The sequence below is a fragment of the Micromonospora sp. CPCC 205739 genome (genome assembly GCF_036906795.1).
GTDB lineage: Bacteria > Actinomycetota > Actinomycetes > Mycobacteriales > Micromonosporaceae > Micromonospora.
In genome coordinates this window covers 309,303-332,842 of record NZ_JBAKHS010000004.1, presented here as the reverse complement: position 1 = coordinate 332,842, position 23,540 = coordinate 309,303, and the positions used below count along the sequence as shown (strand labels likewise).

General features: G+C 73.6%; 23 protein-coding genes. 10 read left to right on the top strand and 13 right to left on the bottom strand.

The genetic code is table 11. The features are described from left to right. The first annotated feature begins 23 nt into the window (after positions 1 to 23). A complete protein-coding gene (locus tag V6U88_RS09760; RefSeq protein ID WP_334451745.1) occupies positions 24 to 536 on the top strand; it encodes an Lrp/AsnC family transcriptional regulator in 513 nt (170 codons plus the stop codon). Between the two features lie 215 nt (positions 537 to 751). Here the strand turns inward: V6U88_RS09760 and V6U88_RS09755 are convergent, their stop codons facing one another. Beyond that, the gene (locus V6U88_RS09755; RefSeq protein ID WP_334451744.1) at positions 752 to 928 is read right to left on the bottom strand and encodes a hypothetical protein; all 177 of its coding nucleotides are present in this window, start codon (positions 926 to 928) and stop codon (positions 752 to 754) included. Positions 929 to 1,106: 178 nt separating this feature from the next. Between V6U88_RS09755 and V6U88_RS09750 the strand changes: the two genes are divergently transcribed. The 4 genes from V6U88_RS09750 to V6U88_RS09735 all read left to right on the top strand — a co-directional run bounded on the left by V6U88_RS09750 (position 1,107) and on the right by V6U88_RS09735 (position 5,213). Further along, positions 1,107 to 1,559, top strand: a complete 453-nt coding sequence (locus V6U88_RS09750; RefSeq protein ID WP_334451743.1) for a MarR family winged helix-turn-helix transcriptional regulator — start codon at positions 1,107 to 1,109, stop codon at positions 1,557 to 1,559. A 185-nt stretch (positions 1,560 to 1,744) separates the two neighbouring features. Further along, positions 1,745 to 3,091: an aspartate aminotransferase family protein gene (locus V6U88_RS09745; protein ID WP_334451741.1), complete on the top strand. Its 1,347-nt coding sequence runs from the start codon at positions 1,745 to 1,747 to the stop codon at positions 3,089 to 3,091. Then, positions 3,076 to 3,837: a pyridoxamine 5'-phosphate oxidase family protein gene (locus V6U88_RS09740; protein ID WP_334451739.1), complete on the top strand. Its 762-nt coding sequence runs from the start codon at positions 3,076 to 3,078 to the stop codon at positions 3,835 to 3,837. The genes V6U88_RS09745 and V6U88_RS09740 overlap by 16 nt, the downstream gene beginning before the upstream one ends. After that, on the top strand, positions 3,837 to 5,213 hold the full coding sequence (locus V6U88_RS09735) for an NAD(P)/FAD-dependent oxidoreductase (protein ID WP_334451738.1): 1,377 nt from the start codon (positions 3,837 to 3,839) through the stop codon (positions 5,211 to 5,213). Before V6U88_RS09740 ends, V6U88_RS09735 begins: the two co-directional genes overlap by 1 nt. Positions 5,214 to 5,348: 135 nt before the next feature. Here the strand turns inward: V6U88_RS09735 and V6U88_RS09730 are convergent, their stop codons facing one another. Continuing rightward, positions 5,349 to 5,717 (bottom strand): DUF3499 domain-containing protein, encoded by a 369-nt coding sequence (locus tag V6U88_RS09730; protein ID WP_334451737.1) that lies wholly within the window; start codon positions 5,715 to 5,717, stop codon positions 5,349 to 5,351. Between the two features lie 154 nt (positions 5,718 to 5,871). Here V6U88_RS09730 and V6U88_RS09725 point away from each other — a divergent pair, with 154 nt between their 5' ends. After that, a complete protein-coding gene (locus tag V6U88_RS09725; protein ID WP_088963879.1) occupies positions 5,872 to 6,321 on the top strand; it encodes a metallopeptidase family protein in 450 nt (149 codons plus the stop codon). An 82-nt stretch (positions 6,322 to 6,403) separates the two neighbouring features. Here the strand turns inward: V6U88_RS09725 and V6U88_RS09720 are convergent, their stop codons facing one another. The 6 genes from V6U88_RS09720 to V6U88_RS09695 all read right to left on the bottom strand — a co-directional run bounded on the left by V6U88_RS09720 (position 6,404) and on the right by V6U88_RS09695 (position 13,100). Then, complete coding sequence (locus V6U88_RS09720; protein WP_007455784.1) at positions 6,404 to 6,661, bottom strand: WhiB family transcriptional regulator; 258 nt, start codon at positions 6,659 to 6,661, stop codon at positions 6,404 to 6,406. Positions 6,662 to 7,132: 471 nt separating this feature from the next. Next, positions 7,133 to 7,477 (bottom strand): phospholipase, encoded by a 345-nt coding sequence (locus V6U88_RS09715; RefSeq protein WP_334451704.1) that lies wholly within the window; start codon positions 7,475 to 7,477, stop codon positions 7,133 to 7,135. A 14-nt stretch (positions 7,478 to 7,491) separates the two neighbouring features. Next, a complete protein-coding gene (locus tag V6U88_RS09710; RefSeq protein WP_334451702.1) occupies positions 7,492 to 8,889 on the bottom strand; it encodes a DUF4331 domain-containing protein in 1,398 nt (465 codons plus the stop codon). A gap of 96 nt (positions 8,890 to 8,985) precedes the next feature. Then, entirely contained in the window at positions 8,986 to 9,267 is a 282-nt protein-coding gene (locus tag V6U88_RS09705) for a hypothetical protein (protein WP_334451701.1), read from the bottom strand. Between the two features lie 126 nt (positions 9,268 to 9,393). Then, positions 9,394 to 11,904 (bottom strand): bifunctional FO biosynthesis protein CofGH, encoded by a 2,511-nt coding sequence (locus V6U88_RS09700; RefSeq protein ID WP_334451700.1) that lies wholly within the window; start codon positions 11,902 to 11,904, stop codon positions 9,394 to 9,396. 284 nt (positions 11,905 to 12,188) lie between these two features. Beyond that, the gene (locus tag V6U88_RS09695) at positions 12,189 to 13,100 is read right to left on the bottom strand and encodes a hypothetical protein (protein WP_334451699.1); all 912 of its coding nucleotides are present in this window, start codon (positions 13,098 to 13,100) and stop codon (positions 12,189 to 12,191) included. Positions 13,101 to 13,197: 97 nt separating this feature from the next. On the opposite strand from V6U88_RS09695, the gene cofD reads away from it, so the two are divergent. Together cofD and V6U88_RS09685 are read left to right on the top strand one after the other, a co-directional pair. After that, on the top strand, positions 13,198 to 14,145 hold the full coding sequence (cofD, locus tag V6U88_RS09690) for a 2-phospho-L-lactate transferase (protein ID WP_334451697.1): 948 nt from the start codon (positions 13,198 to 13,200) through the stop codon (positions 14,143 to 14,145). Continuing rightward, positions 14,142 to 15,230 (top strand): coenzyme F420-0:L-glutamate ligase, encoded by a 1,089-nt coding sequence (locus V6U88_RS09685; RefSeq protein WP_334451695.1) that lies wholly within the window; start codon positions 14,142 to 14,144, stop codon positions 15,228 to 15,230. Before cofD ends, V6U88_RS09685 begins: the two co-directional genes overlap by 4 nt. A gap of 13 nt (positions 15,231 to 15,243) precedes the next feature. Here V6U88_RS09685 and V6U88_RS09680 read toward each other — a convergent pair whose 3' ends face one another. Both V6U88_RS09680 and V6U88_RS09675 read right to left on the bottom strand, forming a co-directional pair. Beyond that, positions 15,244 to 16,248, bottom strand: a complete 1,005-nt coding sequence (locus V6U88_RS09680) for an ArsR/SmtB family transcription factor (protein ID WP_334451693.1) — start codon at positions 16,246 to 16,248, stop codon at positions 15,244 to 15,246. Positions 16,249 to 16,525: 277 nt separating this feature from the next. Further along, positions 16,526 to 17,566, bottom strand: coding sequence for a hypothetical protein (locus V6U88_RS09675; protein WP_334451691.1), 1,041 nt, complete (start codon positions 17,564 to 17,566; stop codon positions 16,526 to 16,528). A gap of 120 nt (positions 17,567 to 17,686) precedes the next feature. Between V6U88_RS09675 and V6U88_RS09670 the strand changes: the two genes are divergently transcribed. Further along, positions 17,687 to 18,226, top strand: coding sequence for an NUDIX hydrolase (locus V6U88_RS09670; RefSeq protein ID WP_334451919.1), 540 nt, complete (start codon positions 17,687 to 17,689; stop codon positions 18,224 to 18,226). 24 nt (positions 18,227 to 18,250) lie between these two features. On the opposite strand, the gene V6U88_RS09665 is transcribed toward V6U88_RS09670, so the two are convergent. Together V6U88_RS09665 and V6U88_RS09660 are read right to left on the bottom strand one after the other, a co-directional pair. Further along, entirely contained in the window at positions 18,251 to 19,342 is a 1,092-nt protein-coding gene (locus V6U88_RS09665; protein ID WP_334451690.1) for a mannose-1-phosphate guanylyltransferase, read from the bottom strand. A gap of 63 nt (positions 19,343 to 19,405) precedes the next feature. Beyond that, positions 19,406 to 20,551 carry a glycosyltransferase family 4 protein gene (locus tag V6U88_RS09660; protein WP_334451689.1) on the bottom strand — a complete coding sequence of 382 codons (1,146 nt, stop codon included), beginning with the start codon at positions 20,549 to 20,551 and terminating at the stop codon, positions 19,406 to 19,408. A gap of 151 nt (positions 20,552 to 20,702) precedes the next feature. Between V6U88_RS09660 and V6U88_RS09655 the strand changes: the two genes are divergently transcribed. Further along, entirely contained in the window at positions 20,703 to 21,392 is a 690-nt protein-coding gene (locus tag V6U88_RS09655) for a TIGR03089 family protein (RefSeq protein ID WP_334451687.1), read from the top strand. A gap of 13 nt (positions 21,393 to 21,405) precedes the next feature. Here the strand turns inward: V6U88_RS09655 and V6U88_RS09650 are convergent, their stop codons facing one another. Continuing rightward, on the bottom strand, positions 21,406 to 23,454 hold the full coding sequence (locus V6U88_RS09650) for an acetoacetate--CoA ligase (RefSeq protein ID WP_334451685.1): 2,049 nt from the start codon (positions 23,452 to 23,454) through the stop codon (positions 21,406 to 21,408). Between the last annotated feature and the right edge of the window lie 86 nt (positions 23,455 to 23,540).

Sequence of the window (23,540 nt, the reverse complement as noted above, 5' to 3'; positions counted from 1 at the left end):
GGAGCGGACATGGGGAGTGGTCGATGACGAACCGGCAGCAGGACAACGGCAACGGCGGACGGCGGCTCACCGTCCGCGAGGGGGCCAGTCACGCTCTGCTCGACGACGTCGCGAAGCAGATCATCGAGCAGCTCCAGGAGGACGGCCGCCGGCCGTACGCGACCATCGGCAAGGCGGTCGGGCTCTCCGAGGCGGCGGTGCGGCAGCGGGTGCAGCGGCTGCTCGACGCCGGGGTGATGCAGATCGTCGCGGTCACCGATCCGCTCCAGCTCGGCTTCCCCCGGCAGGCCATGATCGGCCTGCGTACCGACGGGGACCTGGAGTCGGTGGCCGACCGGCTCGCCGAGTTCGAGGAGATCGACTACGTGGTGATCACCGCCGGCTCGTTCGACCTGCTGGCCGAGGTGGTCTGCCGCAACGACGCCCACCTGCTGGAGATCCTGCAGAAGCTGCGCGCCGTCCCCGGGGTGCTGGCCACCGAGGCGTTCGTCTACCTCAAGCTCCGCAAGCAGACCTACAGCTGGGGTACCGCCTGACCGTCAACGGTGGGCGCGGTGGCGCGGCCCGGCCGGCAGCCGCACCACGCCCCGATCGCCGCCTGCGCGGTCAGAGAACCTGGGCGAAACGACCCATGGTCAGAAGACCTGGGCGAAGCAACCCACGGTGACGGCCAGGGAGAGCACCGCGATCGACACGGTCAGGAACGGCTTGGAAAGGCGCATCAGAATCCTCCGTGCGGTAGGTGACGAGCTCAGACGGCGTGCCGAATGAGCCATTCGTCCGAGTTGTAGCTGTTCTTCGCCGGGTCCGGCGCCGTGGTCGCCTGCTCCTCGACCATGTCCTCGGGGCGGATTCGCTCCGGGAGCTTGCCGAACCGGGCCTTGCGTACCGCTGCTGCGCGGTCGGGGCCGGCCTGCGCGGGTCGCATCGCATCGCCTCCTCGGCGGCTTGGTGAGAGGCCCTCCTCGGGAGCACCCGAGTGGAGGTGTGACGGATACGAGCATATGCTCGTATCCGTCGAGCTGCCAGGACGGCCTGGGGTCGGCGACCGGCCGCGCAGCAGGGCGCAGACGCGCTCACCGTGAACGGGAAGTCGGGAGGAGAAAGTGGTCGCTGAGCGGACGAACCTCGACGATTCGTGCAACTGTCTCGCATTACGCAAGGCGTCCCGGTTCCTCACCGCGACCTACGACAAGGCCCTCGGGCCGGTCGGTCTCCGCGCGACGCAGTTCTCCATCCTGCGGACGCTCCACGCTCAGGGCGAGATGACGATCACCAGCCTCGCCGAGCAGATCTTCATGGACCGTACGACGATGGCCACGAACCTCAAGCCGCTCGCGCGGGAGGGCCTGGTCACCGTCGAGCCATCGACCGCAGACCGCCGGGCACGGGTCGTCTCGATCACGCCGGACGGCCTCGCCCGCATCGACGCGGCCCTACCGCTCTGGCGAGCCGCGCAAGCCCGCTTCGAGGACAAATTCGGCGTCGACGAGGCGGCCCGACTGCGCGCGGCGCTCGGGGCCGTCCTCGACACCGGCCTCCAGCCGTGGGCCGAGTGAGCCTCACCGGGCAGGTCACCGACGTGCGGAATCCATTGCGCGTTCGCCGTACGGACGCTGAATCCGTCGCTGTAGCGCATCTACACCACCGATAGCACTTGCCTTTGCGGGGATGGCTGTGCGATAACCGTGGGCAGAGCGGCCGGTGTCACCCCCTGACCGGCCCGAGACCCGATGGGGCTGACATGGCCAACGCCACCGACCACCTCTGGATGCACTTCACCCGGATGGCCAGCTACTCCGCCGGCGAGGTCCCGACCATCGTGCGCGGCGAGGGTGCGTACATCTGGGACGCGCAGGGCCGCCGCTACCTGGACGGACTCGCCGGGCTCTTCGTCGTCAACGCCGGTCACGGGCGTACCGAGCTGGCCGAGGCGGCGGCCAAGCAGGCCGGCGAGCTGGCGTACTTCCCGCTCTGGTCGTACGCGCACCCGAAGGCCGTCGAGCTGGCCGAGAAGATTGCCTCGCTGACCCCCGGCGACCTGAACCGGGTCTTCTTCACCACCGGCGGTTCCGAGGCCGTCGAGGCGGCGTGGAAGCTGGCCCGGGCGTACTTCAAGCGCACCGGCCAGCCGAACAAGCACAAGGTGGTCAGCCGGTACATCGCGTACCACGGCACCTCGATGGGCGCGCTGTCGATCACCGGCCTGCCCGGCATCAAGAGCGACTTCGAGCCGCTGGTGCCCGGCGGCATCAAGGTGCCGAACACCAACTTCTACCGCGCCCCCGAGCACGGCGACTCGCCCGAGGCGTTCGGCCGCTGGGCCGCCGAGGAGATCGGCCGCGCCATCGAGCGCGAGGGGCCGGACACCGTGGCCGCGGTCTTCCTGGAGCCGGTACAGAATTCCGGCGGCTGCTTCCCGCCGCCGCCCGGCTACTTCGAGCGGGTCCGGGAGATCTGCGACGCGTACGACGTGCTGCTCGTCTCCGACGAGGTGATCTGCTCCTGGGGCCGGCTCGGCGAGTACTTCGGCGCGGTCCGCTACGGCTACCAGCCCGACATCATCACCACCGCCAAGGGCATCACGTCCGGCTACGCCCCGCTCGGCGCGATGATCGCCAGCGAGCGGCTGATGGAGCCGTTCCTCACCGAGACGGGGATGTTCGCCCACGGGGTGACCTTCGGTGGCCACCCGGTCTCCTGCGCGGTGGCCCTGGCCAACCTGGAGGTCTTCGCCCGCGAGGACCTGGTCGGCCACGTCCGGGCCAACGAGGGCGCCTTCCGGTCCACCCTGGAGAAGCTGCACGACCTGCCGATCGTCGGCGACGTGCGCGGCGACGGCTACTTCTACGGCATCGAGCTGGTCAAGGACAAGGCCACCCGGGAGACCTTCGACGAGGCCGAGTCGGAGCGGCTGCTGCGCGGCTTCCTCTCCACCGCGCTCTTCCAGGCCGGGCTCTACTGCCGCGCCGACGACCGGGGCGACCCGGTGATCCAGCTGGCCCCGCCGCTGATCGCCGACCAGCAGCAGTTCGACGAGATCGAGCAGATCCTGCGCGCCGTGCTGACCGAGGCATGGAACCGGCTCTGAGCGGTGGGCCCGGGCAGGACGGGGCCGGTTCCCGGGACACCGGGGGCCGGCCCCGCCCGGCTCCAGCGGATACCGGGGGCCGGGCCACGAGCACCCAGGCGGCCCCACCGGCCGGCGCCGGGACCGTCGGTGGCACCGAGCGCACCCGGGTACGCCGGCTGCCCGAGCTCGCCGTCCGCGACCGGGCCGCCCTGCACGCCGTGCTCGACGCCGGGCGGGTCGGTCACCTCGCCATCGCCGACGGGCGGCAGCCCTACGCGCTGCCGGTCGCGTACGCCCGGGACGGCGACCGGGTGCTGCTGCACGGCTCCACCGGCAGCCGGCTCTTCCGGCACCTGGCGGCCGGCGCGCCGGCCTGCCTCACCGTGACCCTGCTCGACGGCCTGGTGCTGGCCCGCAGCGCCTTCGCGTCCTCGATGAACTACCGGGGCGCGATGGTGCTCGGCGAGCTGACCGTGCTCGACGGCGACGACAAGCTGGCCGCCCTGGAACGCCTCTCCGAGCACCTGCTGCCCGGCCGCTGGGCGGTGATCCGGCCGCCGTCGGCGAAGGAACTGGCCGCCACCCTGGTGCTCGCCCTGCCGCTGGACGAGTGCTCGGTGAAGGTCAGCGCCGGCCCGCCCGACGACGACGCCGACGACCTGGACCGGCCGGTCTGGGCCGGGGTGGTGCCGGTGGCCGAGACGCTCGGCACCCCGCAGCCCGACCCGCGGCTGGGCGTCGACCTGCCCCCACCGGAGTGGTGATGCGCTACCAGGAGCTGTCGTACTGGCTGTCCAGCGTGGACGAGCCGCTGACCCCGCGTCCGGCGCTGCCCGGCGACGCCGACGCCGACGTGGTGATCGTCGGGGCCGGCTACACCGGGCTCTGGACGGCGTACCACCTCGCGCTCGCCGACCCGACGCTGCGGATCACCGTGCTGGAGTCGGAGATCGCCGGGTACGGCGCCTCGGGGCGCAACGGCGGCTGGTGCTCGGCGCTCTTCCCGACCTCGCTGCCCGCGCTGGCCCGGCGGCACGGCCGGGACCGGGCGCTGGCCATGCAGCGGGCGATGCAGGAGACCGTCCGCGAGGTCGGCCGGGTGGTGGCCGCCGAGGGCATCGACTGCGACTGGCAGCAGGGCGGGACGGTGGTGCTGGCCCGCAGCGAGGTCCAGCTCGGCCGGGCCCGGGCCGAGGTGGCCACGGCCCGGGAGTACGGGCTCGACCCCGAGGACCTGGTGCTGCTCGACGCCGCCGAGGCGTCCGACCGGTGCGCCGCCGAGGGGGTGATCGGCGGGACGTACACCCCGCACTGCGCGGTGGTGCACCCGGCCAAGCTGGTGCGGGGGCTGGCCCGGGCGGTGCAACGGCGCGGCGTCACGATCCACGAGCGGACTCCGGTCACCGCGATCCGGACCGGCGCGGCGGTGACCCCGCACGGCACCGTCCGGGCGCCCGTGGTGGTCCGGGCGACCGAGGGGTACACGCCGGGGCTGCCCGGCCAGCGCCGTGCCCTCGCCCCGGTCTACTCGCTGATGGTCGCCACCGAGCCGCTGCCCGAGGAGACCTGGGCCCGGATCGGGCTGGCCGAGCGGGAGACGTTCTCCGACCACCGGCACGTCATCATCTACGGCCAGCGCACCGCCGACGGTCGGCTGGCCTTCGGCGGGCGGGGCGCGCCGTACCACTTCGGCTCGCGGGTCTCCCCCGCGTACGACCGGGAGCCGGCGGTCTTCCGCGCGCTGCGCCGGGTGCTGGGCGAACTCTTTCCCGCCCTCGGGCCGGAGGTGCCGGTCACCCATGCCTGGGGCGGCCCGCTGGGGGTCGCCCGGGACTGGTCGGCCTCGGTAGGGCTGGACCGCGCGACGGGCCTCGGCTGGGCGGGCGGCTACGTGGGCGACGGGGTGGGCACCAGCAACCTCGCCGGCCGTACCCTCGCCGACCTGATCCGGGGCGTGGAGAGCGACCTGACCGCGCTGCCCTGGGTGAACCACCGCTCCCCGAGGTGGGAGCCGGAACCCCTGCGCTGGCTAGCGGTCAACGCCGGCCTGCGCGTGATGTTCTCCGCCGACCGCGCCGAACTGCGCTCCCAGCGCCCCTCCCGCCGCGCCGCCGCCTTCTCCCGCCTCCTCGGCCACTGACCCGCCTGCTCCCACCCGCGTCCCGGCTCGGTGATCAAGAGGTTCGCGTCGCCCAGGGTCCTGATCCCGACGCAAACTTCTTGATCACCGGGGGGCAGGCGGGCGGCGGGGCCGGGGGGCCGGCGGGGGTGGGGGTCAGTGGGTGGGGGGGATTACGCGGAGGTGGCCGCGGCGGCCAGTGTTCGGGGACTGGTGGATGTCGTGGTCGTCCTCGGGGGGACGGGGGGCCACCGGGCGGGCGGCCTCGCGGACGGCCTCGGCCAGCGCCACCAGGTCGTCGGTGGTGGGCGGCGGGGGCTCGAACTCGCCCTCGTGCCGGACCACGTCCCAGCCCCGGGGAGCAGTCAGGCTCCGGGCGTGCGGCTCGCAGAGGTCGTACGTGTGCGGCTCGGCGAAGGCCGCCAGCGGGCCCACCACCGCGGTGGACTCGTTGTAGACATAGGTCAATGTGGCGACCGCTTGCCGGGGGCAGCCGTTACGGGAGCAGCGCCGTGGTGACCTCACGGCGGCAGGGTATCTCCATTACCGGGTCCGGCGCACCGGTTCGCGTTCCGACACGCCCGTCACGGTGATCACAATTGCCACCCGTCCCGCCCCGCCGCGCCAGGAGTGCGGCGCTGCCGCAGGCCAGCCCGGCGCGGGAGCTACCCTGTGCCTCATGACGAGCCCGGAACACCGCCGCCCCGGCTCCGGCCGGCGCACCCACCGCGACCGCCACGGTCGCGGGCTGCGGGGGCGGCTGGTGCCGGCGACCGTCCCGCTGGCCCGCACCAAGGCCGAGGTCTTCGACGACCTGGTGCTCGACACCGTCGAGACGCTGGAGCGCCGGTTCGCCAAGGAGCTGGCCGGCGTCGAGTTCGCCGTCGAGGACGTCCCGCCGGACCTGAACGTCTACGACTCCGACGTGCTCGAGGACGGCGAGGTGCCGCTGGCCCGCCTGCTGCCGGGTCGCCCCGGCCGCCAGGAGGTGCCGCCGCGCATCGTGCTCTACCGCCGGCCGCTGGAGTTCCGCGCCATGGACCGCGAGGACCTCGCCGACCTGGTCCACGACGTGATCATCGAGCAGGTGGCGAACCTGCTCGGGGTCGACCCGGACGAGCTGGCCTGACCCCCCTCGGTCGGGCCGCCCCCGCGACACCGACCAGGGCGTGAGCCGGGCGGCCCCCACCGCCCCGGCCCCACACGTCAGCTCAGGCGGCCCGCCGCTTGAGCTTGCGCCGCTCCCGCTCGGAGAGCCCACCCCAGATCCCGAACCGCTCGTCGTGACCGAGAGCGTATTCGAGGCATTCCGTCTTGACCTCGCACCGCGAGCAGATCCGCTTCGCCTCGCGGGTCGAGCCGCCCTTCTCGGGAAAGAACGCTTCCGGATCGGTCTGCGAGCAGAGCGCCCGCTCCTGCCACTCCGGCGCGTTTCCGAGCAGGTCGGCCACCTCAAGCTGGCCGTCCATCAGATGCCTCCTTGTCGCGCACCGGCGTCATCGCCGCTGCAACCCCCCACGCGAAAGGCGTGCTTGTCCGTACGGTCCCATTTGTTGCGTTCCGTGCGAACAACCCCATTCAAATTACACGCGTGTAATGCGTGCGCCGTCAAGCTGAACTTGATAATGGAGTCGCCCTCCCGACACCGTGCGAGCGACCACTTCGGCCGCCCGGCCTCGCAACCTGCCCTATCGATTCAGACCCCGGACGAGTAACGCCCTCTCCGGCGAGTTGCCCGAGATTTCTGCCGTGGCGTGCCCATCGTGGACACCGTCGGGGTACGCCGGCGGAGGCTCCGGTGGACCAGCCCACCAAGATCAGGATCTCGGTGGGGCACAGGTTAACTCGGTTCGGCCGAGGCTGCCCGTCGAGGCGGAAATGCCGACAGCGCCCCGTCCACGATGTGGACGGGGCGCGACGGTTCGGACGCGGTACGGCGATCAGCCCACCCCCGAGGGAGCGCTGCTCGGCCAGACGAATTCGGCGACCGTGCCGCCGGTGACGGAGATCGCGCCGGCGGGCGTCGAATCGTCCCACCAGACGGTATAGAGGCCGGCTGGCAGGTCCGGGTAGACGGCACTGTGGAACACCCCGTCCCGGACCACGCGCTCCCGCACGGCGGAGTGCGTACGCGCCGCGCCGGGCTGGTCGGCCCGGCTGATCTCGATCTCCCGACCATGTTGGTCGCGCCCGGTGTGGACGATCAACGCGCCGGTGTCCGCGCCCAGGTCGAGCAGGACGGTGCCGCTCTCCGTCGGCCCGTACCGGTGGTCGTGCCCGTGCATGAGGTCGCCTCCGTTCAGGACTTCGCCACCGGCGGGTTGTTGAACCCGTCGTACGGCGTACCCAGGAAGGGGAAGTTGCCCAGGAAGGGCGCGGTCACGTCGGCGGCGCTCAGCCCCGGGGTGACCGCGCCGGCCGCCGCGTCGGGGGTGAAGGCCTTGTCCACCAGCGGGACGGTGACCCCGGCGATGGCCCGCAGGGCGATGCTCACCACGTCGTCGCCGACCCGCCGGCCGTTGGGGAAGCCGGCCAGGTCGCCGCCGAGCACGCCGAACCGGTCCGGCTTGGCGGTCGGCCTGATCGCGGTGTTGAGCCGCAGCATGTCGGCCTGCACCTCGCCGGTGTTGTTGGTGAAGCCGTCGATCAGCCCGGCCGGGATGCCGGTGAGCAGGATCGCCGCCAGGTCCGCCCGCGGCTTCTTGGTCTTGTTCAGCGCGTCGAGCCGGGGGAAGACGCCGGGGTAGAGCGTCGGCAGCAGTGCGGCCAGTTCCGGCTGTTCGACGAAGCGGGCGAACCGCTTGTCCTCCGTCGGCGGCAGCGTGTTCCACAGGTCCTTCTTGGACATCGGCACGATGACCTCGTTGAACAACGGGTTGCCCAACCGGGACACCTGGGTCCACGGGCCGGTGGCGGTGTCCCCGGCGACCCGGTCGCCGAGCACCCGCACCTGCTGCCGGGAGGCCGACGTCCACACCCCGATCACCGAGGCCCGGTCGGCGGCGCCGTACCGGTTGGCCTTGCGGCGCACCTTGCTCAGCGGCACCTGCACCGCGATGCTGTGCACGTTCATCCGGTCCACGGCGTTGACCGGCTCGCCCTCGGTCTTGAAGAGCTTCTTGCCGGCCACGTGCAACTGCTGGAACGGCCGCAGCGTACCCAGGTCGAAGATGGCGCCCAGGTCGACGAAGAAACCGTCCGCGCGCTGCCCGGCGAAGACCCGCTCCCCGGTGGAGAGGCTGTACGTCGCCTGCCGGGCCAGCTGGGCGTAGTTCGGGGTGGAGAGCGGGCCGACGTTGCACGGCGGGCAGGGCAGCTTGTGCGCGAGCACGTGCTCCCGGCCGTCGGCCACCCGGGTCAGCCGGTAGAACTGGCGCCGGTTCCAGTTCTCGCTGTCCAAGGATTCGATCGGACCGGTGTTGTAGAGAAAGCTGTTCGGATTCGTGATCTCGGTGGTGAATTCGAACCGGTAGGTCACGTCGGGACGGCCGTCACCGTCGTTGTCGATGTGGATCTCGTACCGCACGTCGTCGCCGAACTCGAAGAAGTTCGGTCCGCCGGAGGGGAGCTGCAACGGCACGTAGTTGGCGATCAGCGTCACCGAGTCGGGCCGGTCGGGGCTGACGAACGCGTACAGGTCGGAGCTGTCGGCGACCGGGTCCTTGCTTATCTCCGGTGCTTCGCGGTGGGAGGACATGGCGGACCAACCTTTGCGGGATCAGGAGTCAGGTGAGGGTGGCCGGGCGCCGAGAGCCCGCGCCGGGCCGTGCGGGGAGGGCGGTACGCCGGTGGGTCAGCGCCGCCCGGCGGCGCGCCGCAACCGGTCCGCCAGCCCGCGGTCGCGTACCTCGATCCGGGACGTGCCGACGAAGACGTCCATCGTCCCGGAGGCGGCGTCGCGCAGGTGGACCACGATCGGGTCGTCCTTCGCGCCGGCGGCCGACGGGGCGTTCTGCGCGGCCGACAGGCCCGGCACGGTGAGGGCGGCGGCGCCCAGGGTGGCGCTCGCCGCGGCGGTCAACGTCTGCCGGCGGGTCAGTCGCGGCCAGGGCCGCTTCCGCTCGTCACTCGTCATGGGGCACCTTTCCTCCGGCGGCGCGTACGCGCCCGCGGTGGCTCGCGAGGGGCTGCCGACGACGGCCCTCGCCTCAACCGCCGCCGGCGACCAGTGGTACGGCCGGTGCCGGGGAAAGGTTCGACGCTACGCGGGGTGGTGACCGTACGCGGTCGTCCGCTTGCGCGCCGGACGGCCGGCGGCCGCCGCGATGGCCCGCAACTGCTCCTCGGTACGCGCCGAACCGTTGCCGGAGCCGGCCATCCGGGAGATCGTCTCCTCCATCAGCGTGCCGCCCAGGTCGTTGCAGCCGCCCTGCAGCATCGCCACCGTGCCGGCGTCGCCCAGCTTCACCCAGGAGCACTGAATGTTGTCGATCCGGCCGTGCAGCAGCAGCCGGGCCATCGCGTGCACCGCCCGGTTCTCCCGCCAGGTGGGCCCCGGGCGGGCGATGCCGGCGAGGTAGATCGGCGCGTTGGTGTGCACGAACGGCAGCGCCACGAACTCGGTGAACCCGCCGGTGCGGTCCTGCACGCCGGCCAGCACCCGGAAGTGCGCGAGCCACTGCCCGGGGTGGTCCACGTGGCCGTACATCATAGTGGAGCTGGACCGGATGCCCAGCTCGTGGGCCGTGGTGACCACGTCGACCCAGGCGGCGGCCGGCAGCTTGCCCTTGGTGAGCACCCACCGCACGTCGTCGTCGAGGATCTCCGCCGCGGTGCCCGGGATGGTGTCCAGCCCGGCCTCGCGCAGCCGGGTCAGCCATTCCTTCACCGGTACGCCGGCCTTGGCGGCGGCGGTGACGATCTCCATCGGGGAGAAGGCGTGCACGTGCATCCCCGGCACCCGCGCCTTGATCGCCCGGACCAGGTCGGCATAGCCGGTCACCGGCATCTTCGGGTCGATCCCGCCCTGGAGGCAGACCTCGGTGGCCCCGGCCGCCCAGGCCTCCTCGGCCCGGTCGGCGACCTGCTCCACCGAGAGCCGGAACGCGTCGGCGTCCCGTTCCCGCTGGGCGAAGGCGCAGAACCGGCAGCCCACGTAGCAGACGTTGCTGAAGTTGATGTTGCGGTTGACCACGTAGGTGACGTCGTCGCCGACGGTGTCGCGCCGGACGGCGTCGGCGAGGCGGCAGAGCTCGTCCAGCGCCGGGCCGTCCGCGCCGAAGAGGGCGAGCGCCGCGTCGGCGTGCCGGGGCTCCAGCAGCGCCGCCGGGTCGTCGGCGGCCAGCCGCAGCCCGGCCCGTACGTCGGCGTCGCCCCCGCCACCGGTGGCCCCCGCGCTCACCTTGCCGGCGACGGCGGACCAGTCGCCGTAGACGCTGTCGAAGTCGCCCCGCCGGTCCCCGGTACGCCCGGTGGTGTCGATGGTGACGTGCAGGTCGGTCCGCCCGCCGTACGTCTCGTCGGGCTCCTGCCAGGGCCGCCCGACCGGCCGGGCGGACTCGACGGCGAGCCCGGTCTCCGGGTCCGCCAGCGCGCCGACGTGCGGCAGCAGCCGGTGGTCCAGCCAGGGGTCGCCGGCCCGGACGTACTCCGGGTAGACGGTCAGCCGCTCGCGCAGGGTGAAGCCGGACTTCTCGGTGTGCCGGGCCAGCTCGTCGAGCTGCGGCCAGGGCCGCTCCGGGTTGACGTGGTCGGGGGTCAGCGGCGACACCCCGCCCCAGTCGTCGATTCCGGCGCGCAGCAGCAGGTCGTACTCGCCCTCGATCAGGTTCGGCGGGGCCTGGATGCGGGCCTTCGGGCCGAGCAGCAGCCGGGTCACCGCGACCGTGGCGGCCAGGTCGTGCAGCTCGGCGTCGGGCATGCCGCGCATGGCGGTGTCCGGCTTGGCGCGGAAGTTCTGCACGATCACCTCCTGGAGGTGGCCGTACTCCCGCTGCGCCCGGCGGATCGCGAAGATCGCGTCGACCCGCTCGGCCGGGGTCTCGCCGATGCCGATCAGGATGCCGGTGGTGAACGGCACCCCGACCCGGCCGGCGTCGTCGAGGACCCGGAGCCGGACCGCGGGCTCCTTGTCCGGCGAGCCGAAGTGCGGGCCGCCCGGCTCCGACCAGAGCCGGGTCGCGGTGGTCTCCAGCATCATCCCCATGCTCGGCGCGACCGGCTTGAGCCGTTGCAGCTCCGACCAGGACAGCACGCCCGGGTTGAGGTGGGGCAGCAGGCCGGTCTCCTCCAGCACCGCCACCGCGCAGGCCCGCAGGTAGTCCAGGGTGGAGTCGTACCCGCGCTCGTCCAGCCACTGGCGGGCCGCCGGCCAGCGCTCCTCCGGCCGGTCGCCCAGGGTGAAGAGGGCCTCCTTGCAGCCCAGCGCCGCGCCCTGCCGGGCGATCGCCAGCACCTCGTCCTGCTCCAGGAAGGCGGCCGGCAGCCGGTGCGGCACCGTCGCGAAGGTGCAGTAGTGGCAGCGGTCCCGGCAGAGCCGGGTCAGCGGGATGAAGACCTTCTTGGAGTACGTCACCACGCCCGGCCGGCCGGCGTCACGCAGCCCCGCGTCCCGGATCTCCCCGGCGACGCGGAGCAGCTCGTCCAGCTCGGCTCCCCGTGCCGCCAGCAGTGCGGTCGCCTCCGCGACGTCCAAGGCGCGGCCGGTGGCCGCCCGGCGCAGCGCGCGCTGCACGCTCGCCTCGGTCGGAGCGGGATCGGTGCGGTCAGCCATCCGCTCAGACTATGCGCTGGCTCGGACGGCCGGACGGGCACGGAACACGGTGTGAGATCAACCCGCCCCGCGCCGGCCCGTCCCGGCTGATCGATTCGGTTGGTTGCCGGCGGGGCCGTGGTGGGAGGCAGATCCTCCGAGCACGGACCGTCACCCCGTTGCCCGGTCGCATCACATCGAGCGTGATACCTCAGAGTCATTTTGATACCTCTGAGGTATCACGCTCACTGCGGTGTTGCTTCGCTGACGCGACGCGCCCGACGACAGCGGACGGGCGGCTCGGCTCAGCGGGGGGAGTTCGGGTCGTCCCGGTGGAAGCGCTGGGTCCGGTCGGCGTCGTCACCGCCGGACGACGCAGCCGGCCCGGCCGCCTCACCCGGCTGGCGCGGGATGGTCTGGGTCGGGTCGGCCGACGGCGGCTGCCCGAACGGCGGCGCCGTGTTCGGACCCGCGAACGGCGGCGCGGGCTGGCCAGCGGTGCCGAACGGCGGGGCGGAGGACGGGGCCGGCTGGCCGTACTGGCCTGCGGACGGGTAACCCGCGGGCGGGTGGTTGCCGGGCTGCCCGGCCGGCGGGAAACCGGTTCCGGGGTGACCGCCGGGCTGGCCCGGGGGCGGGTAACCGGCGAAGGGGTAGCCGCCGCCCTGGCCGGACTGCTGCGGCCAGCCGGGCTGCGGCTGGCCGTACACGCCGGGCTGCGGCTTGGGGCGGGGGACGTAGTAGAACGTCCGCCAGATCCGGTAGACCACGAACGCGGCGACGGCGAAGACCGCGAACCAGGCGGCCCGGGTCAGCAGGCCGAGCAGGCCGTCCAGCACCTCCGCCTCGGCCAGCCGACCGACCAGCCAGATCAGGAAGGTCAGCGTGCCGAAGAGCGCGCCGAAGGCGTACTCGCCGACGGCGACCTGGGTGATCTGCTTCGCCCGCCCGACGATCGGCGACACGTGCGTGGCGAGCAGGACGGCCAGCAGCGGCAGGGCCGTCGCCTCGATGCCGACGAACGTGAAGAAGGTGCTGCCGGCCCGGCCCGAGAAGGTGCTGTACTCGGAGGCCGGCGCGAGCAGCCGGATCAGTCCGACGAAGAGCAGCACGGCGTTCGCGCCGAGCAGCACGAGCGCGGCCAGTTCGCGCAGTGGCCTGGTGAGCTGGCGGGCCTGCGTCGCGTCGTTCGGCGCCGGCTCGGCGGGGCTGGTCACGAGTTCTCCCTCGGGCGAAACGGACAGATGCCGACGTGAGCCTAGTCTCCCGGGCCACCGACGGACCGCAGGCGTCACGTACGCGAGGATGGACGTCATGCGCATTGTGGTTCTGACCGGCGGAATCGGGGGCGCCCGGTTCCTGCTCGGCGTCCGGGCGTACGCCCGCGAGGTGGGCGCCGAGGTGACCGCCGTGGTGAACGTCGGCGACGACCTGCTCCTGCACGGGCTCAAGGTCTGCCCCGACCTGGACAGCGTCATGTACACCCTGGGTGGCGGCGCCGACCCGGAACGCGGCTGGGGACGGGTCGGCGAGACCTGGACGGTCAAGGCGGAGCTGGCCGCGTACGGCGCGGAGCCGGCCTGGTTCGGGCTGGGCGACAAGGACATCGCCACCCACCTGGTGCGGACCACCATGCTCAACGGCGGCTACCCGCTCTCCGCGGTGACCGAGGCGCTGGCCAGCCGCTGGCAGCCCGGCGTACGGATGCTGCCGGCCACCGACGACCGCCTGGAGACCCACGTCGTGGTGGACGGCGAGGAGGGGCAGCGGGCGATCCACTTCCAGGAGTGGTGGGTGCGCTACCGGGCGGACATCCCCACCCACCGCTTCGTCTTCGTCGGCGCGGAGAGCGCCAAGCCGGCGCCGGGGGTGCTGGAAGCGATCGCCGGCGCCGACGCCGTGCTGATCGCGCCGAGCAACCCGGTGGTGAGCGTCGCCCCGGTGCTCGCCGTGCCGGGGCTGCGCGACGCGGTCGCCCAGGGTCCGGCCCGGGTGGTCGGGGTCTCGCCGATCATCGGTGGCGCTCCGGTGCGCGGCATGGCCGACCGGTGCCTGTCGGTGCTGGGCGTGGAGTGCAGCGCGGCCGGGGTGGGCCGGCTCTACGGCGGGCGCGGCGAGGGCGGCCTGCTCGACGGCTGGCTGGTCGCGCCGGAGGACGAGGGCACGGTGGTGCCGGGGGTGACGGTGCGGTCCGCGCCGTTGCGGATGACCGACGAGGCGGCCACGGCGCAGATGGTGCGGGCCGCGTTGGAGCTGGTGTGAAACTCGAGATCCTGCCGGTGCCGGGCATCGGCGACGTGACCGAGGGCGACGACCTGGCGGCGCTGATCGCGACCGCCGCGCCGTGGCTGCGCGACGGGGACGTGCTGGTGGTCACCAGCAAGATTGTCTCCAAGGCGGAGGGTCGGCTGGTCGACGTGCCGGTGGACGGGCCGGAACGGGTGGCCGCGCGCGACGAGGTGCTGGCCGCCGAGACCGCCCGGGTGGTGGCCAGCCGGGGCGCGACCCGGATCGTCCAGACCCACCACGGCTTCGTGATGGCCGCCGCCGGGATCGACGCCTCCAACGTCGACCGGAGCCGCCTGGTGCTGCTGCCCAAGGACCCGGACGCGTCGGCCCGGGCGCTGCGCGCCGCCCTGCAGGAGCGCTACGGCGTCGACGTGGCGGTGATTGTCAGCGACACCATGGGCCGCCCCTGGCGCAACGGGCTCACCGACGTGGCGCTCGGCGTGGCCGGCATGTCCGCCATCCGAGACCACCGGGGCGAGATCGACCCGTACGGCAACGAGCTGCACCTGACCCAGATGGCCGTGGTGGACGAGCTGGCCGGCGCCGGCGAACTGATCAAGGGCAAGTGCGACCAGGTACCGGTCGCGGTGATCCGCGGCTACCTGGGCGCCGGTCGTACCGACGACGGCGCGGGCGCGTCCGTCCTGGTCCGGGACGCGACGATGGACCTCTTCTCGCTCGGCACCGCCGAGGCGCGGGCGGCCGGCCTGCGGTCCGCCGCGACCCTCGCCGAGGACACCGGCCCGGCCCCGGCCGACCCGGCGTCCGTGCAGCGGGCCGTCGCCGCGGTCGCCGACGTGGTCGTGCCCGGCACCACCTTCACCCACGTCACCGACGACGAGGTACGCGCCGGCCTGACCGCCACCGTGCCGGGCTGGCCGGAGCGGGCCACCGGACTGATCCTCGGGGCGGCGCCCACCCCCGTCGACCGGGCGGACCTGGTGCGCTTCGGCGCCGACCTGCACCGGCTGCGCGCCGCGCTGGCCGCCGAGGGCGTACCCTCCGCGCTGCTGCCGCCGCCGGCGGGCAGCAGGGCCAGCGCCTGCCTGGCGATCTGACGCCAGGGCCGGGTCAGGCGTCGAGCATGGCCCGGCCCAGCGGGGTCAGGGTGTGCAGCACCGTGTTGCGGTCCCGCTGGCTGACCAGCAGCCCGGCGTTGCGCAGCACGGCGGTGTGCTGGCTGGCGGCGGCCGGCGAGATGTGCAGCCGCCGGGCCACCTCGCCGGTGGTGCAGCCGTCGTCGCTGGCCTCCAGCACGGCGGCCCGGGTCCGGCCGAGCAGCGCGGCGAGCGCGTCCCGCCCGGCCCCGTCGCGGGTCGGGCCGGCGCCCTCGCCGGGCGCCGGGGCCAGACCGCCCAGCCGGTCCACCGGATAGACCAGCACCGGGGGCAGCGCCGGGTCGAGCAGCGCCACCGGGGTACGCGCGCAGAAGAACGAGGGCACCAGCAGCAGCCCGCGCCCGTCCAGGTGCAGCTCGCGGCTGTACGGGTAGTCGTGCACCATCAACCGGCCGGACTCCCAGCGCATCGCGGGGCGCAGGCTGGACAACAGCCCTTCCGCGCCGCCGTCGAGCAGCGCCCGGGCGCGCCGGTTGCGGTCCGCCTCCACCGCCGCCTGGATCCGCCCCCAGTACGGCTCCAGCGCCACCGACCGGTACTGCGTCATCGAGTCGGTCAGGAGCCGGAGCACCTCCGGCTCGCCGCGGGCCAGCGCGCTGGCGGAGGAGGGCAGCGAGTTCGCCCCCGCCAGCACGGTCAGGTCCCGGTTCAGCAGGTCGATCGGGGTGGCCCGGACCGCCTCCAGCCCCGCCTCGAACCCCGCCACGCTCTCGTACGGGGTGAGGAAGTCGGGGAAATAGCCGCGCGGCGGGTTCAGCGCGAAGAGCAGCCGGAGCTGGTCGGAGGTGACGTCACGGCGCAGCTCGCGGGCGACGCCCCGGCGCCAGTGCGCCATCAGCGGGTCCCGGGTGCGGCCCTGCAGCAGGTGCAGACTCAGCACCAGCTCCCAGATCGGGTCGGCCGCGGGGGCCACCCGGGTCCGGAGGATGTCCTCCTGGGAGAAGTGGATCGTCAGCATGGAAGCGCTCCTGAGGGCGGGCAGGGGGATTGCCCACCGACCCTCTGCACTCTACCCGCCCGGCACTTACCTCCACTTTTAAGCCAGAGCTGAAAGACCTCGACGCCCCCGACCACCGGTTGGCATGCTCCTACTGCCCGGTCAGGCGGTGTGAAGGGGTCCACCTGCCACCCGACCGGGACGCCTGGGGCGCTGGACGCGCCCGGGAGACACCACGAGGGTCTGCGGCCCTGGTTCCGCAGAGGTGTCCCCGGGCGCTCCGCGCCCCACTGGCCCGTCAGCCGATCCAGAGCGCGACCCGGTGGTCCTCGTCGGTGACGTAGAAGCAGCTCCCGTCCAGCTCGGCCAGACCCTCCACGTGGTGGAAGGGCGCCAGGTCGGCCACCAGCTCCCCGGCGATCAGGTGGTCGTCGGCCGCCGGCGCCCAGCCGAAGCGCACGTGCCGGGAGGTCACCCCGCCACCCGCCGGGTGGTCGTCCAGCAGCACCGAGCCCTTGCCCAGCGCGTCGATCGAGCCGACCACCGCCGCGTAGCCGCCGTCGGCGGTCGGGGCGATCGCGCGGAAGCCGACCAGCGCGCCCGGCGGCGTCACCCCGGTCAGCGCGTACGCCCGGCCGGCCACCGGCCACTCCCCGCCCTCGGCGAACATCTCCGGCACCCCGACCAGCTCGACCAGGACCGGCTCACCGGCGGTGGTCACCGGGAAGCGGAGGCCGAGCAGCACCGTGCCGTCCGGGGTGAACGCGGCGGCCTCGACGTTCAGCGGCAGGTCGTCCTCGGCGAGCCGGCTCACCCAGCTCTTCGCCCGGGCGGTGCCCCGGGCCAGCGTCTCGACGATGAACCGGCGGCGGACCCGGTCCCCGGGCGGCAGCGGGGTGAACGGCGCCTTCGCCAACGCGTCGTTGACCACCCGGTGCACCCGGAACCGGTTGCGCACCACCCGCACCGGCAGGGTCCCCGCCGCCGCGTCGTCCTCCCGGAACCGCGCCACGAACGCCCGGCGGGGGCGCAGCGGACCGGCCTTCGAGCCGAAGTGCGAGCCGAAGACGTACACCCAGCCGTCGTGGTGGGCCAGCGCCTCGCCGTCCTCGGTGCGGCCGTTCTCCGGCCCGGCGTCGGCGGGCACGTGGTGGGCAATCCACTCGCCGTCGGCGCGTTCCAGCAGCAGCGCCAGGCAGCGCTCCACCGGGCCCTCGTCCAGCACGGTCCAGAACCCGCGTCGGGCGCCGTACGCGCGCAGCAGCGCCGGGGAACGGACCGGCAGCAGGTCGCTGGCCTCGTTGCCGGCCACGACGAACTCGACGAGTCGCAGGCTCACCGGGCCAGGGTACGGAGCCGCCGCTCGTAGAGTGTCGGGGTGCCCGACCTTCCCACCCCGACACCCCGCCCCGACCCGACGCCTCGCCTCGACCCGCCCGGAGCGGGCGGAGAGCCGGCGCTGCACGCCGACGCGGTGGCGCTGCTGAGCGGATGGGCGGCGACCAGCCCCGCCGCCGCCGAGGCGCGCGAGCGCACCCTGGAGCTGCTGGCCGCCGGGCCGGTGGCGATGAGCCGGAGCCACCGGCCCGGGCACGTCACCGCCAGCGCGCTGGTGCTCGACGCCACTGGCGCGCGGGTGCTGCTCTGCCTGCACGGCAAGTTCCGCCGGTGGGTGCAGCTCGGCGGGCACTGCGAGCCGGCCGACCGCACCCTCGCCGGGGCCGCGCTGCGCGAGGCGACCGAGGAGTCGGGGATCGCCGGGCTGGTCGTCGACCCGGTGCCGATCGACGTGGACATCCACCCGGTGGCCTGCCAGGGCGGCTCGCTGCACCACGACGTGCGCTTCGCGGTCTTCGCCCCGCCCGGCGCGGTGGAACGGGTCAGCGACGAGTCCGAGGCGCTGGGCTGGTTCCCGCCGGACCGGCTGCCCGAGCCGCTGGCCGGCGGGACGGTCCAGCTCGTCGCGCCGGCCCTGGCCGCGCTGCGCCGCCGCGCCTGAGTCGGCCACCGGCGGCGAAGCGGGTCAGACCAGGCCCTCCTCGCCCCGCTCCTTGAGCTGGTCGACCAGCACCTTGACGTCCTGGGCGCGGTCGCGCGGGCAGACCAGCACCGCGTCCGGGGTGTCCACCACGATCAGGTCCCGCACCCCGAGCGCGGCCACCAGCCGGCCGGACTGCGCCACCACCACCAGGTCGCCGCAGTCGTGCAGCAGCACGCCCGGCTTGGCGTCGGAGCCCAGCACCACGTTGCCGGCCGGATCGGCGGGGAGCACGTCACCGAGGGTGTGGAAGTCGCCGACGTCGTTCCACCCGAAGTCGCCGGGGACCGTCGCGACCCGGCCGGCGGTCGCCGCGCCCTCCATCACCGCGTAGTCGACGGAGATCTTCGGCAGGGTCGGCCAGACCGTGCCCAGGATGTCGTCCTGCTCGGGGGTGCCCCAGGCGGCGGCGATGGCGCTCACCCCGGCGTGCAGGGCCGGCTGCTGGCGGGCCAGTTCGGCGAGGAAGACGTCCACCCGCCAGACGAACATGCTCGCGTTCCAGAGGTGCCGCCCCGAGCGCAGGTACGCCTCGGCGACCGGCGCGGCCGGCTTCTCCTTGAACTCGGTCACCGGGCGCAGCGGACCGTCGCCGGTCGGCTCGCCGGTCTCCAGGTAGCCGTACCCGGTTTCGGCGCGGGTCGGGGTGATGCCCACCGTCATCAGTAGACCCCGCTCGGCGCCGCGTACCGCCGCGCGCACCGTCTCCACCCAGGCCTCGGCGTCGCGGATCAGGTGGTCGGCCGCGAAGGAGCCCATCACCGCCTCCGGGTCCCGCTGCGCGATCACCGCGGCGGCCAGCGCGATCGCCGCGCAGGAGTCCCGCGGGGAGGGCTCCACCAGGATGTTCTCCTCGGGCAGTCCGGTGAGCTGCCGGGCCACCGCCGCCGCGTGCGCCGCCCCGGTGACGACCAGGATGTGGTCCGGTGTGGTCAGCGGTGCCAACCGGTTCACGGTCGCCTGGAGCAGCGAGGCGCTGGTGCCGGTGAGGGGGTGGAGGAACTTGGGGTGCCCCGCGCGGGACAGCGGCCACAGTCTCGTGCCGCTGCCACCCGCCGGGATGACGGCGTAGAGCATCAGCACATCATGCCCGAACCGGCTGGGGGCGGACGCGGGGTCGTTCGTCCGGTCGTCGCACGCTCAGGACCGCGCCCGGCTCCACGCCGCGATGTGCACCTCGGCGCTGGACCCCCAGGTGAACTCCTTGGCCCGGTCGAAACCGGCCTTGGCCAGGGAGAGCCGGCGCTGCTCGTCGTCGAGGAGGGCGGCCAGGTCGGTGGCGATCTGCTCCGGGTCCTCGCTGGTGTAGGCGACCGCGTCGCCACCCACCTCGGGCAGGGACAGGCGCGGGGTGGTGAGCACCGGGGCCGCGCAGGCCATCGCCTCCAGGATCGGCAGCCCGAAACCCTCGCCGTACGACGGGTAGGCGGCGACCAGCGCGCCGCCGAGGAAGCCGGGCAGGTCGGCGTAGCGCAGGTAACCCGGGCGCAGCAGGCGCAGGTGCGACGGCACCTCGGCGACCGCGCGGTCGATGTCGTCGTCGTGCCCCTGGCCGCCGGCCACCACCAGGGCCGGCGGGTCGGTCCGGTCGCCCACCGCGCGGGCCCAGCCCCGGATCAGGTTGGGTACGTTCTTGCGCGGCTCCTTGGCGCCGAGGAAGGCCACGTAGCTGCTGTTGCCCAGCCCGAGCCGGGCCCGGACCCGGGCCTTCTCCTCCTCGCTCGGGGCGTGGAAGGCCGCGTGGTCGACGCCATGGTACGCGACGTCGATCCGGGTGGGGTCGGCGTCGAGCAGCCGGATCAGCTCGTCCCGGGTGGCCTTGCTCGGCACGATCACCCGGTCGGCGCGACGCAGCGAGGTCTTGATCGCGCTGCGGAAGAACGTCCGCCGGGACTTGTCGTAGTGCTCCGGCTCGGTGAAGAAGGTCGCGTCGTGCACGGTGACCGTGACCGGGCAGCCGGCCCGCAGCGGGCAGGTGTAGAAGGGCGAGTGCAGCACCTCCGCGCCGACCTGCTGGGCGAGCAGCGGCAGGCCGGTCTGCTCCCAGGCGAGGCGGGCGGGCCGGTGCGCGACGGCCGCCGGGGCTCCGATGACCTCCGCGCCCGGCAGCATCCGGGTGTAGCGCTCCAGGTCGGTGCGGAGGCTGACCACGACCAGGTCCACCCCCGTACCGCACACGGTGCCGAGGGCGCCGAGGAGGCCGTCGACGTATCTACCGACGCCGCCGCGGTCGGCGGGGACACTCGTGGCGTCGATGAGCACGCGGGGCGGGCGACCGGCGGTCACGGGGCGACTCCTTGAACTGGCGGGTCTGTGGGGAACAACACTCCGGGCAAGCCTACGCCGGAGCCCGGTCCGGACGCTGACTGCGACCCGACGGTACGCCGACTTGTCATCGACATCGAGTACGGGTCGCGGCGGCGTATCGTTCGCGCCGATGGCCGAGAACATTGCCGGGGTCTTCGCCGACGCGATCGCGACCGACCCCGCCCGCCCCCTGCTGACCTGGTACGACGACGCCACCGGCGAGCGCACCGAACTTTCCGGCGCGACCTTGGCGAACTGGGTGGCCAAGACCGCCAACCTGCTCGTCGACGAGCTGGCCCTCTCCCCCGGCGACGCGGCCGGGGTGCTGCTCCCGCCGCACTGGCAGACCGCCGCGGTGCTGCTGGGCTGCTGGTCGGCCGGGTTGACGGTGGCCGACACGCCGGGTGACGTGGACGTGCTCTTCGCCGCCGCCGACCGGGTCGCCGAGGCGGACGCCTGGCCGGCCGGGGACCGGTACGCCCTCGCGCTCGCCCCGTTCGCGGCCCCGCTGCGCGAGCTGCCGGCCGGTTTCGCGGACTACGTGGTCGAGGTACGCACCCACGGCGACCACTTCACGGCGTACTCCCCGGGTGGCCCGGGGGACGCGGCGCTGCTGGTCCGGGCGGACGCCCGCGCGACGGCGCTGGGGATCAGCCCCGGCGACCGCCTCCTGATCGACGCCGCCCGCCACCCCGACCCGGTCGACTGGCTGCTCGCCCCGCTGGTGCGGCGCGCCAGCGTCGTCCTCTGCGGCAACTTCGACGCCACCCGGCTCGACGGCCGGGTGGCGTCCGAGAAGGTGACCCGGACCCTCGCCTGACCCACCCCGCCCGTCAGGCGGGGGTGGGGGTGTCGTGGTCGGTGGTGCGGCGCTGGGCGAAGGCGGCGAAGGCGGTCAGCGATTCGGGGTTGGCCAGGGCCCCCTTGGCGGCGGCCGAGTCCACCGGGGTGCCGGTGAGGATCTTCTTGACCGGCACCTCCAGCTTCTTCGCCGAGAGGGTGCGCGGGACGGCGCGGACCTGGTGGATCTCGTCCGGGACGTGCCGGGGCGAGAGGGCGGTCCGCAGCTCACGGCAGATCTTCTTCCGCAGGGCGTCGTCCAGCTCCAGGCCCTCGGCGAGGACGACGAAGAGCAGCAGCTCACCCGCGCCGCCCTCGTCGTCCTCCAGGTGCACGACCACCGAGTCGACGACCTCGTCCAGCCCCTCCACCACCGAGTAGAACTCGGCGGTGCCGAGCCGCACGCCGCCCCGGTTGAGGGTGGCGTCGGACCGGCCGGTGATCACGCAGCCGCCCCGCTCGTTGATGGTGATCCAGTCGCCGTGCCGCCACACCCCGGGGTAGACCTCGAAGTACGCCTCGGAGTAGCGGCGGCCGTCCGGGTCGTTCCAGAAGCCCACCGGCATGCTCGGCATCGGCGCGGTGATCACCAGCTCGCCCAGCTCACCGATGACCGGGGTGCCGTCGGCGGAACGGGCCTCCACCTTCGCGCCCAGCGCCCGGCAGGTGATCTCCCCGGCGTGCACCGCCAGCAGCGGCACCCCGCCGACGAAACCGGTGCAGACGTCGGTGCCACCGGAGAGGGACTGCAGCTGCAGGCGCTCACCGACCGTCTCGTACACCCAGGTGAAGCCCTCGGCGGGCAGCGGCGCGCCGGTCGAGCCGACCCCGCGCAGCGCGGAGAGGTCGGCGATCTCCTTCGGCACCAGGCCGGCCTTGCGGCAGGCCAGCAGGAACGGCGCGGAGGTGCCGAAGTACGTCGTCCCGGTTTCCTCGGCCAGTCGCCAGAGCGCACCCAGGTCGGGGTGGCCCGGGTTGCCGTCGAAGAGCACGATCGCCGCACCCACCGCCGGGCCGGAGACCAGGAAGTTCCACATCATCCAGCCGGTGGTGGTGAACCAGAAGAACCGGTCGGCCGGGCCCAGGTCGTGGTGCAGGGCGAGCATCTTCAGGTGCTCCAGCAGGATGCCCCCGTGGCCGTGCACGATCGGCTTCGGCAGGCCGGTGGTGCCGGAGGAGTAGAGCACGTACAGCGGGTGGTCGAACGGCACCGGGGTGAAGGTCAGCGGCTCGTCGGTCTCCGCGGCTAACTCGTCCCAGCCCAGCGCGCCCTCCGGCGCGGCCTTCATTCGGTCCGGAGTGCCGCCCAGCGGCGCGGAGGCCGAATTATGGCCGTTGGTGCCCGCCGGGTCGAGGTAGGCGATGCCGACGGTGTGCTCCAGCGAGGGCAGGGCGGCCCGGATGGCGGCCACCTCGCCGCGCCGGTCCACCGGCTTGTCGCCGTACCGGTAGCCGTCCACCGCCACCAGCACCTTCGGCTCGATCTGCTGCCAGCGGTCGGTGACGCTGCGGGTGCCGAACTCAGGCGCGCAGGAGGAGAAGATCGCCCCCAGGCTGCTGGCGGCGAGCAGCAGCACGTACGTCTCGGGGATGTTCGGGGCGTACGCGGCCACCCGGTCCCCGGCGACCACGCCGAGCCGGCGCAGCCCGGCCGCCACCCGGCGGACCTGCTCGCGCAGCTGCGCCGCGGTCAGCGTGACCGGCGCGCGGGTCTGGCCGTGCGCGAGCACCACCGGGTCGTCGTCGGCGCGACCCGGCATCCGCAGCACGTTCTCGGCGTAGTTGAGCGTCGCCCCGGGGAACCAGCGGGCGCCGGGCATCGCCGGGTCGGTGAGGGTCGCCGTCGGCGGGGTGTGGGCGACCACCTCGAAGTGGTCCCAGATCGAGCGCCAGAACCCGTCCAGGTCCTCGACCGACCAGCGCCACAGCTCGTCGTAGTCGGCGAAGTCCAGCCCGCGGTGCTCCCGCAGCCAGCGCAGGTAGTTCCCGATCCGCGACCGCTGGAGTACGTCCGCCGGCGGCGTCCACAGCACGTCACCCACTGCTCCACCCTCCCTCGGGCCCCACACCACACTGTGCATGGGCCGTGGCGCCATCTTGCCCTACCTCGAAGCGTCATTCTCCGCAC

Excerpts from the sequence above, each read along its gene's own strand:
- V6U88_RS09720 (WP_007455784.1), bottom strand. The coding sequence starts at position 6,661 with ATGGACGGCCAGCTTGAGGTGGCCGACCTGCTCGGAAACGCGCCGGAG.
- V6U88_RS09715 (WP_334451704.1), bottom strand. The coding sequence starts at position 7,477 with ATGCACGGGCACGACCACCGGTACGGGCCGACGGAGAGCGGCACCGTC.
- V6U88_RS09705 (WP_334451701.1), bottom strand. The coding sequence starts at position 9,267 with ATGACGAGTGACGAGCGGAAGCGGCCCTGGCCGCGACTGACCCGCCGG.
- V6U88_RS09745 (WP_334451741.1), top strand. The coding sequence starts at position 1,745 with ATGGCCAACGCCACCGACCACCTCTGGATGCACTTCACCCGGATGGCC.
- V6U88_RS09665 (WP_334451690.1), bottom strand. The coding sequence starts at position 19,342 with ATGCTCTACGCCGTCATCCCGGCGGGTGGCAGCGGCACGAGACTGTGG.
- V6U88_RS09700 (WP_334451700.1), bottom strand. The coding sequence starts at position 11,904 with ATGGCTGACCGCACCGATCCCGCTCCGACCGAGGCGAGCGTGCAGCGC.
- V6U88_RS09755 (WP_334451744.1), bottom strand. The coding sequence starts at position 928 with ATGCGACCCGCGCAGGCCGGCCCCGACCGCGCAGCAGCGGTACGCAAG.
- V6U88_RS09740 (WP_334451739.1), top strand. The coding sequence starts at position 3,076 with ATGGAACCGGCTCTGAGCGGTGGGCCCGGGCAGGACGGGGCCGGTTCC.
- V6U88_RS09735 (WP_334451738.1), top strand. The coding sequence starts at position 3,837 with ATGCGCTACCAGGAGCTGTCGTACTGGCTGTCCAGCGTGGACGAGCCG.
- V6U88_RS09725 (WP_088963879.1), top strand. The coding sequence starts at position 5,872 with ATGACGAGCCCGGAACACCGCCGCCCCGGCTCCGGCCGGCGCACCCAC.
- V6U88_RS09710 (WP_334451702.1), bottom strand. The coding sequence starts at position 8,889 with ATGTCCTCCCACCGCGAAGCACCGGAGATAAGCAAGGACCCGGTCGCC.
- V6U88_RS09760 (WP_334451745.1), top strand. The coding sequence starts at position 24 with ATGACGAACCGGCAGCAGGACAACGGCAACGGCGGACGGCGGCTCACC.
- V6U88_RS09680 (WP_334451693.1), bottom strand. The coding sequence starts at position 16,248 with ATGCTGACGATCCACTTCTCCCAGGAGGACATCCTCCGGACCCGGGTG.
- V6U88_RS09655 (WP_334451687.1), top strand. The coding sequence starts at position 20,703 with ATGGCCGAGAACATTGCCGGGGTCTTCGCCGACGCGATCGCGACCGAC.
- cofD (WP_334451697.1), top strand. The coding sequence starts at position 13,198 with ATGCGCATTGTGGTTCTGACCGGCGGAATCGGGGGCGCCCGGTTCCTG.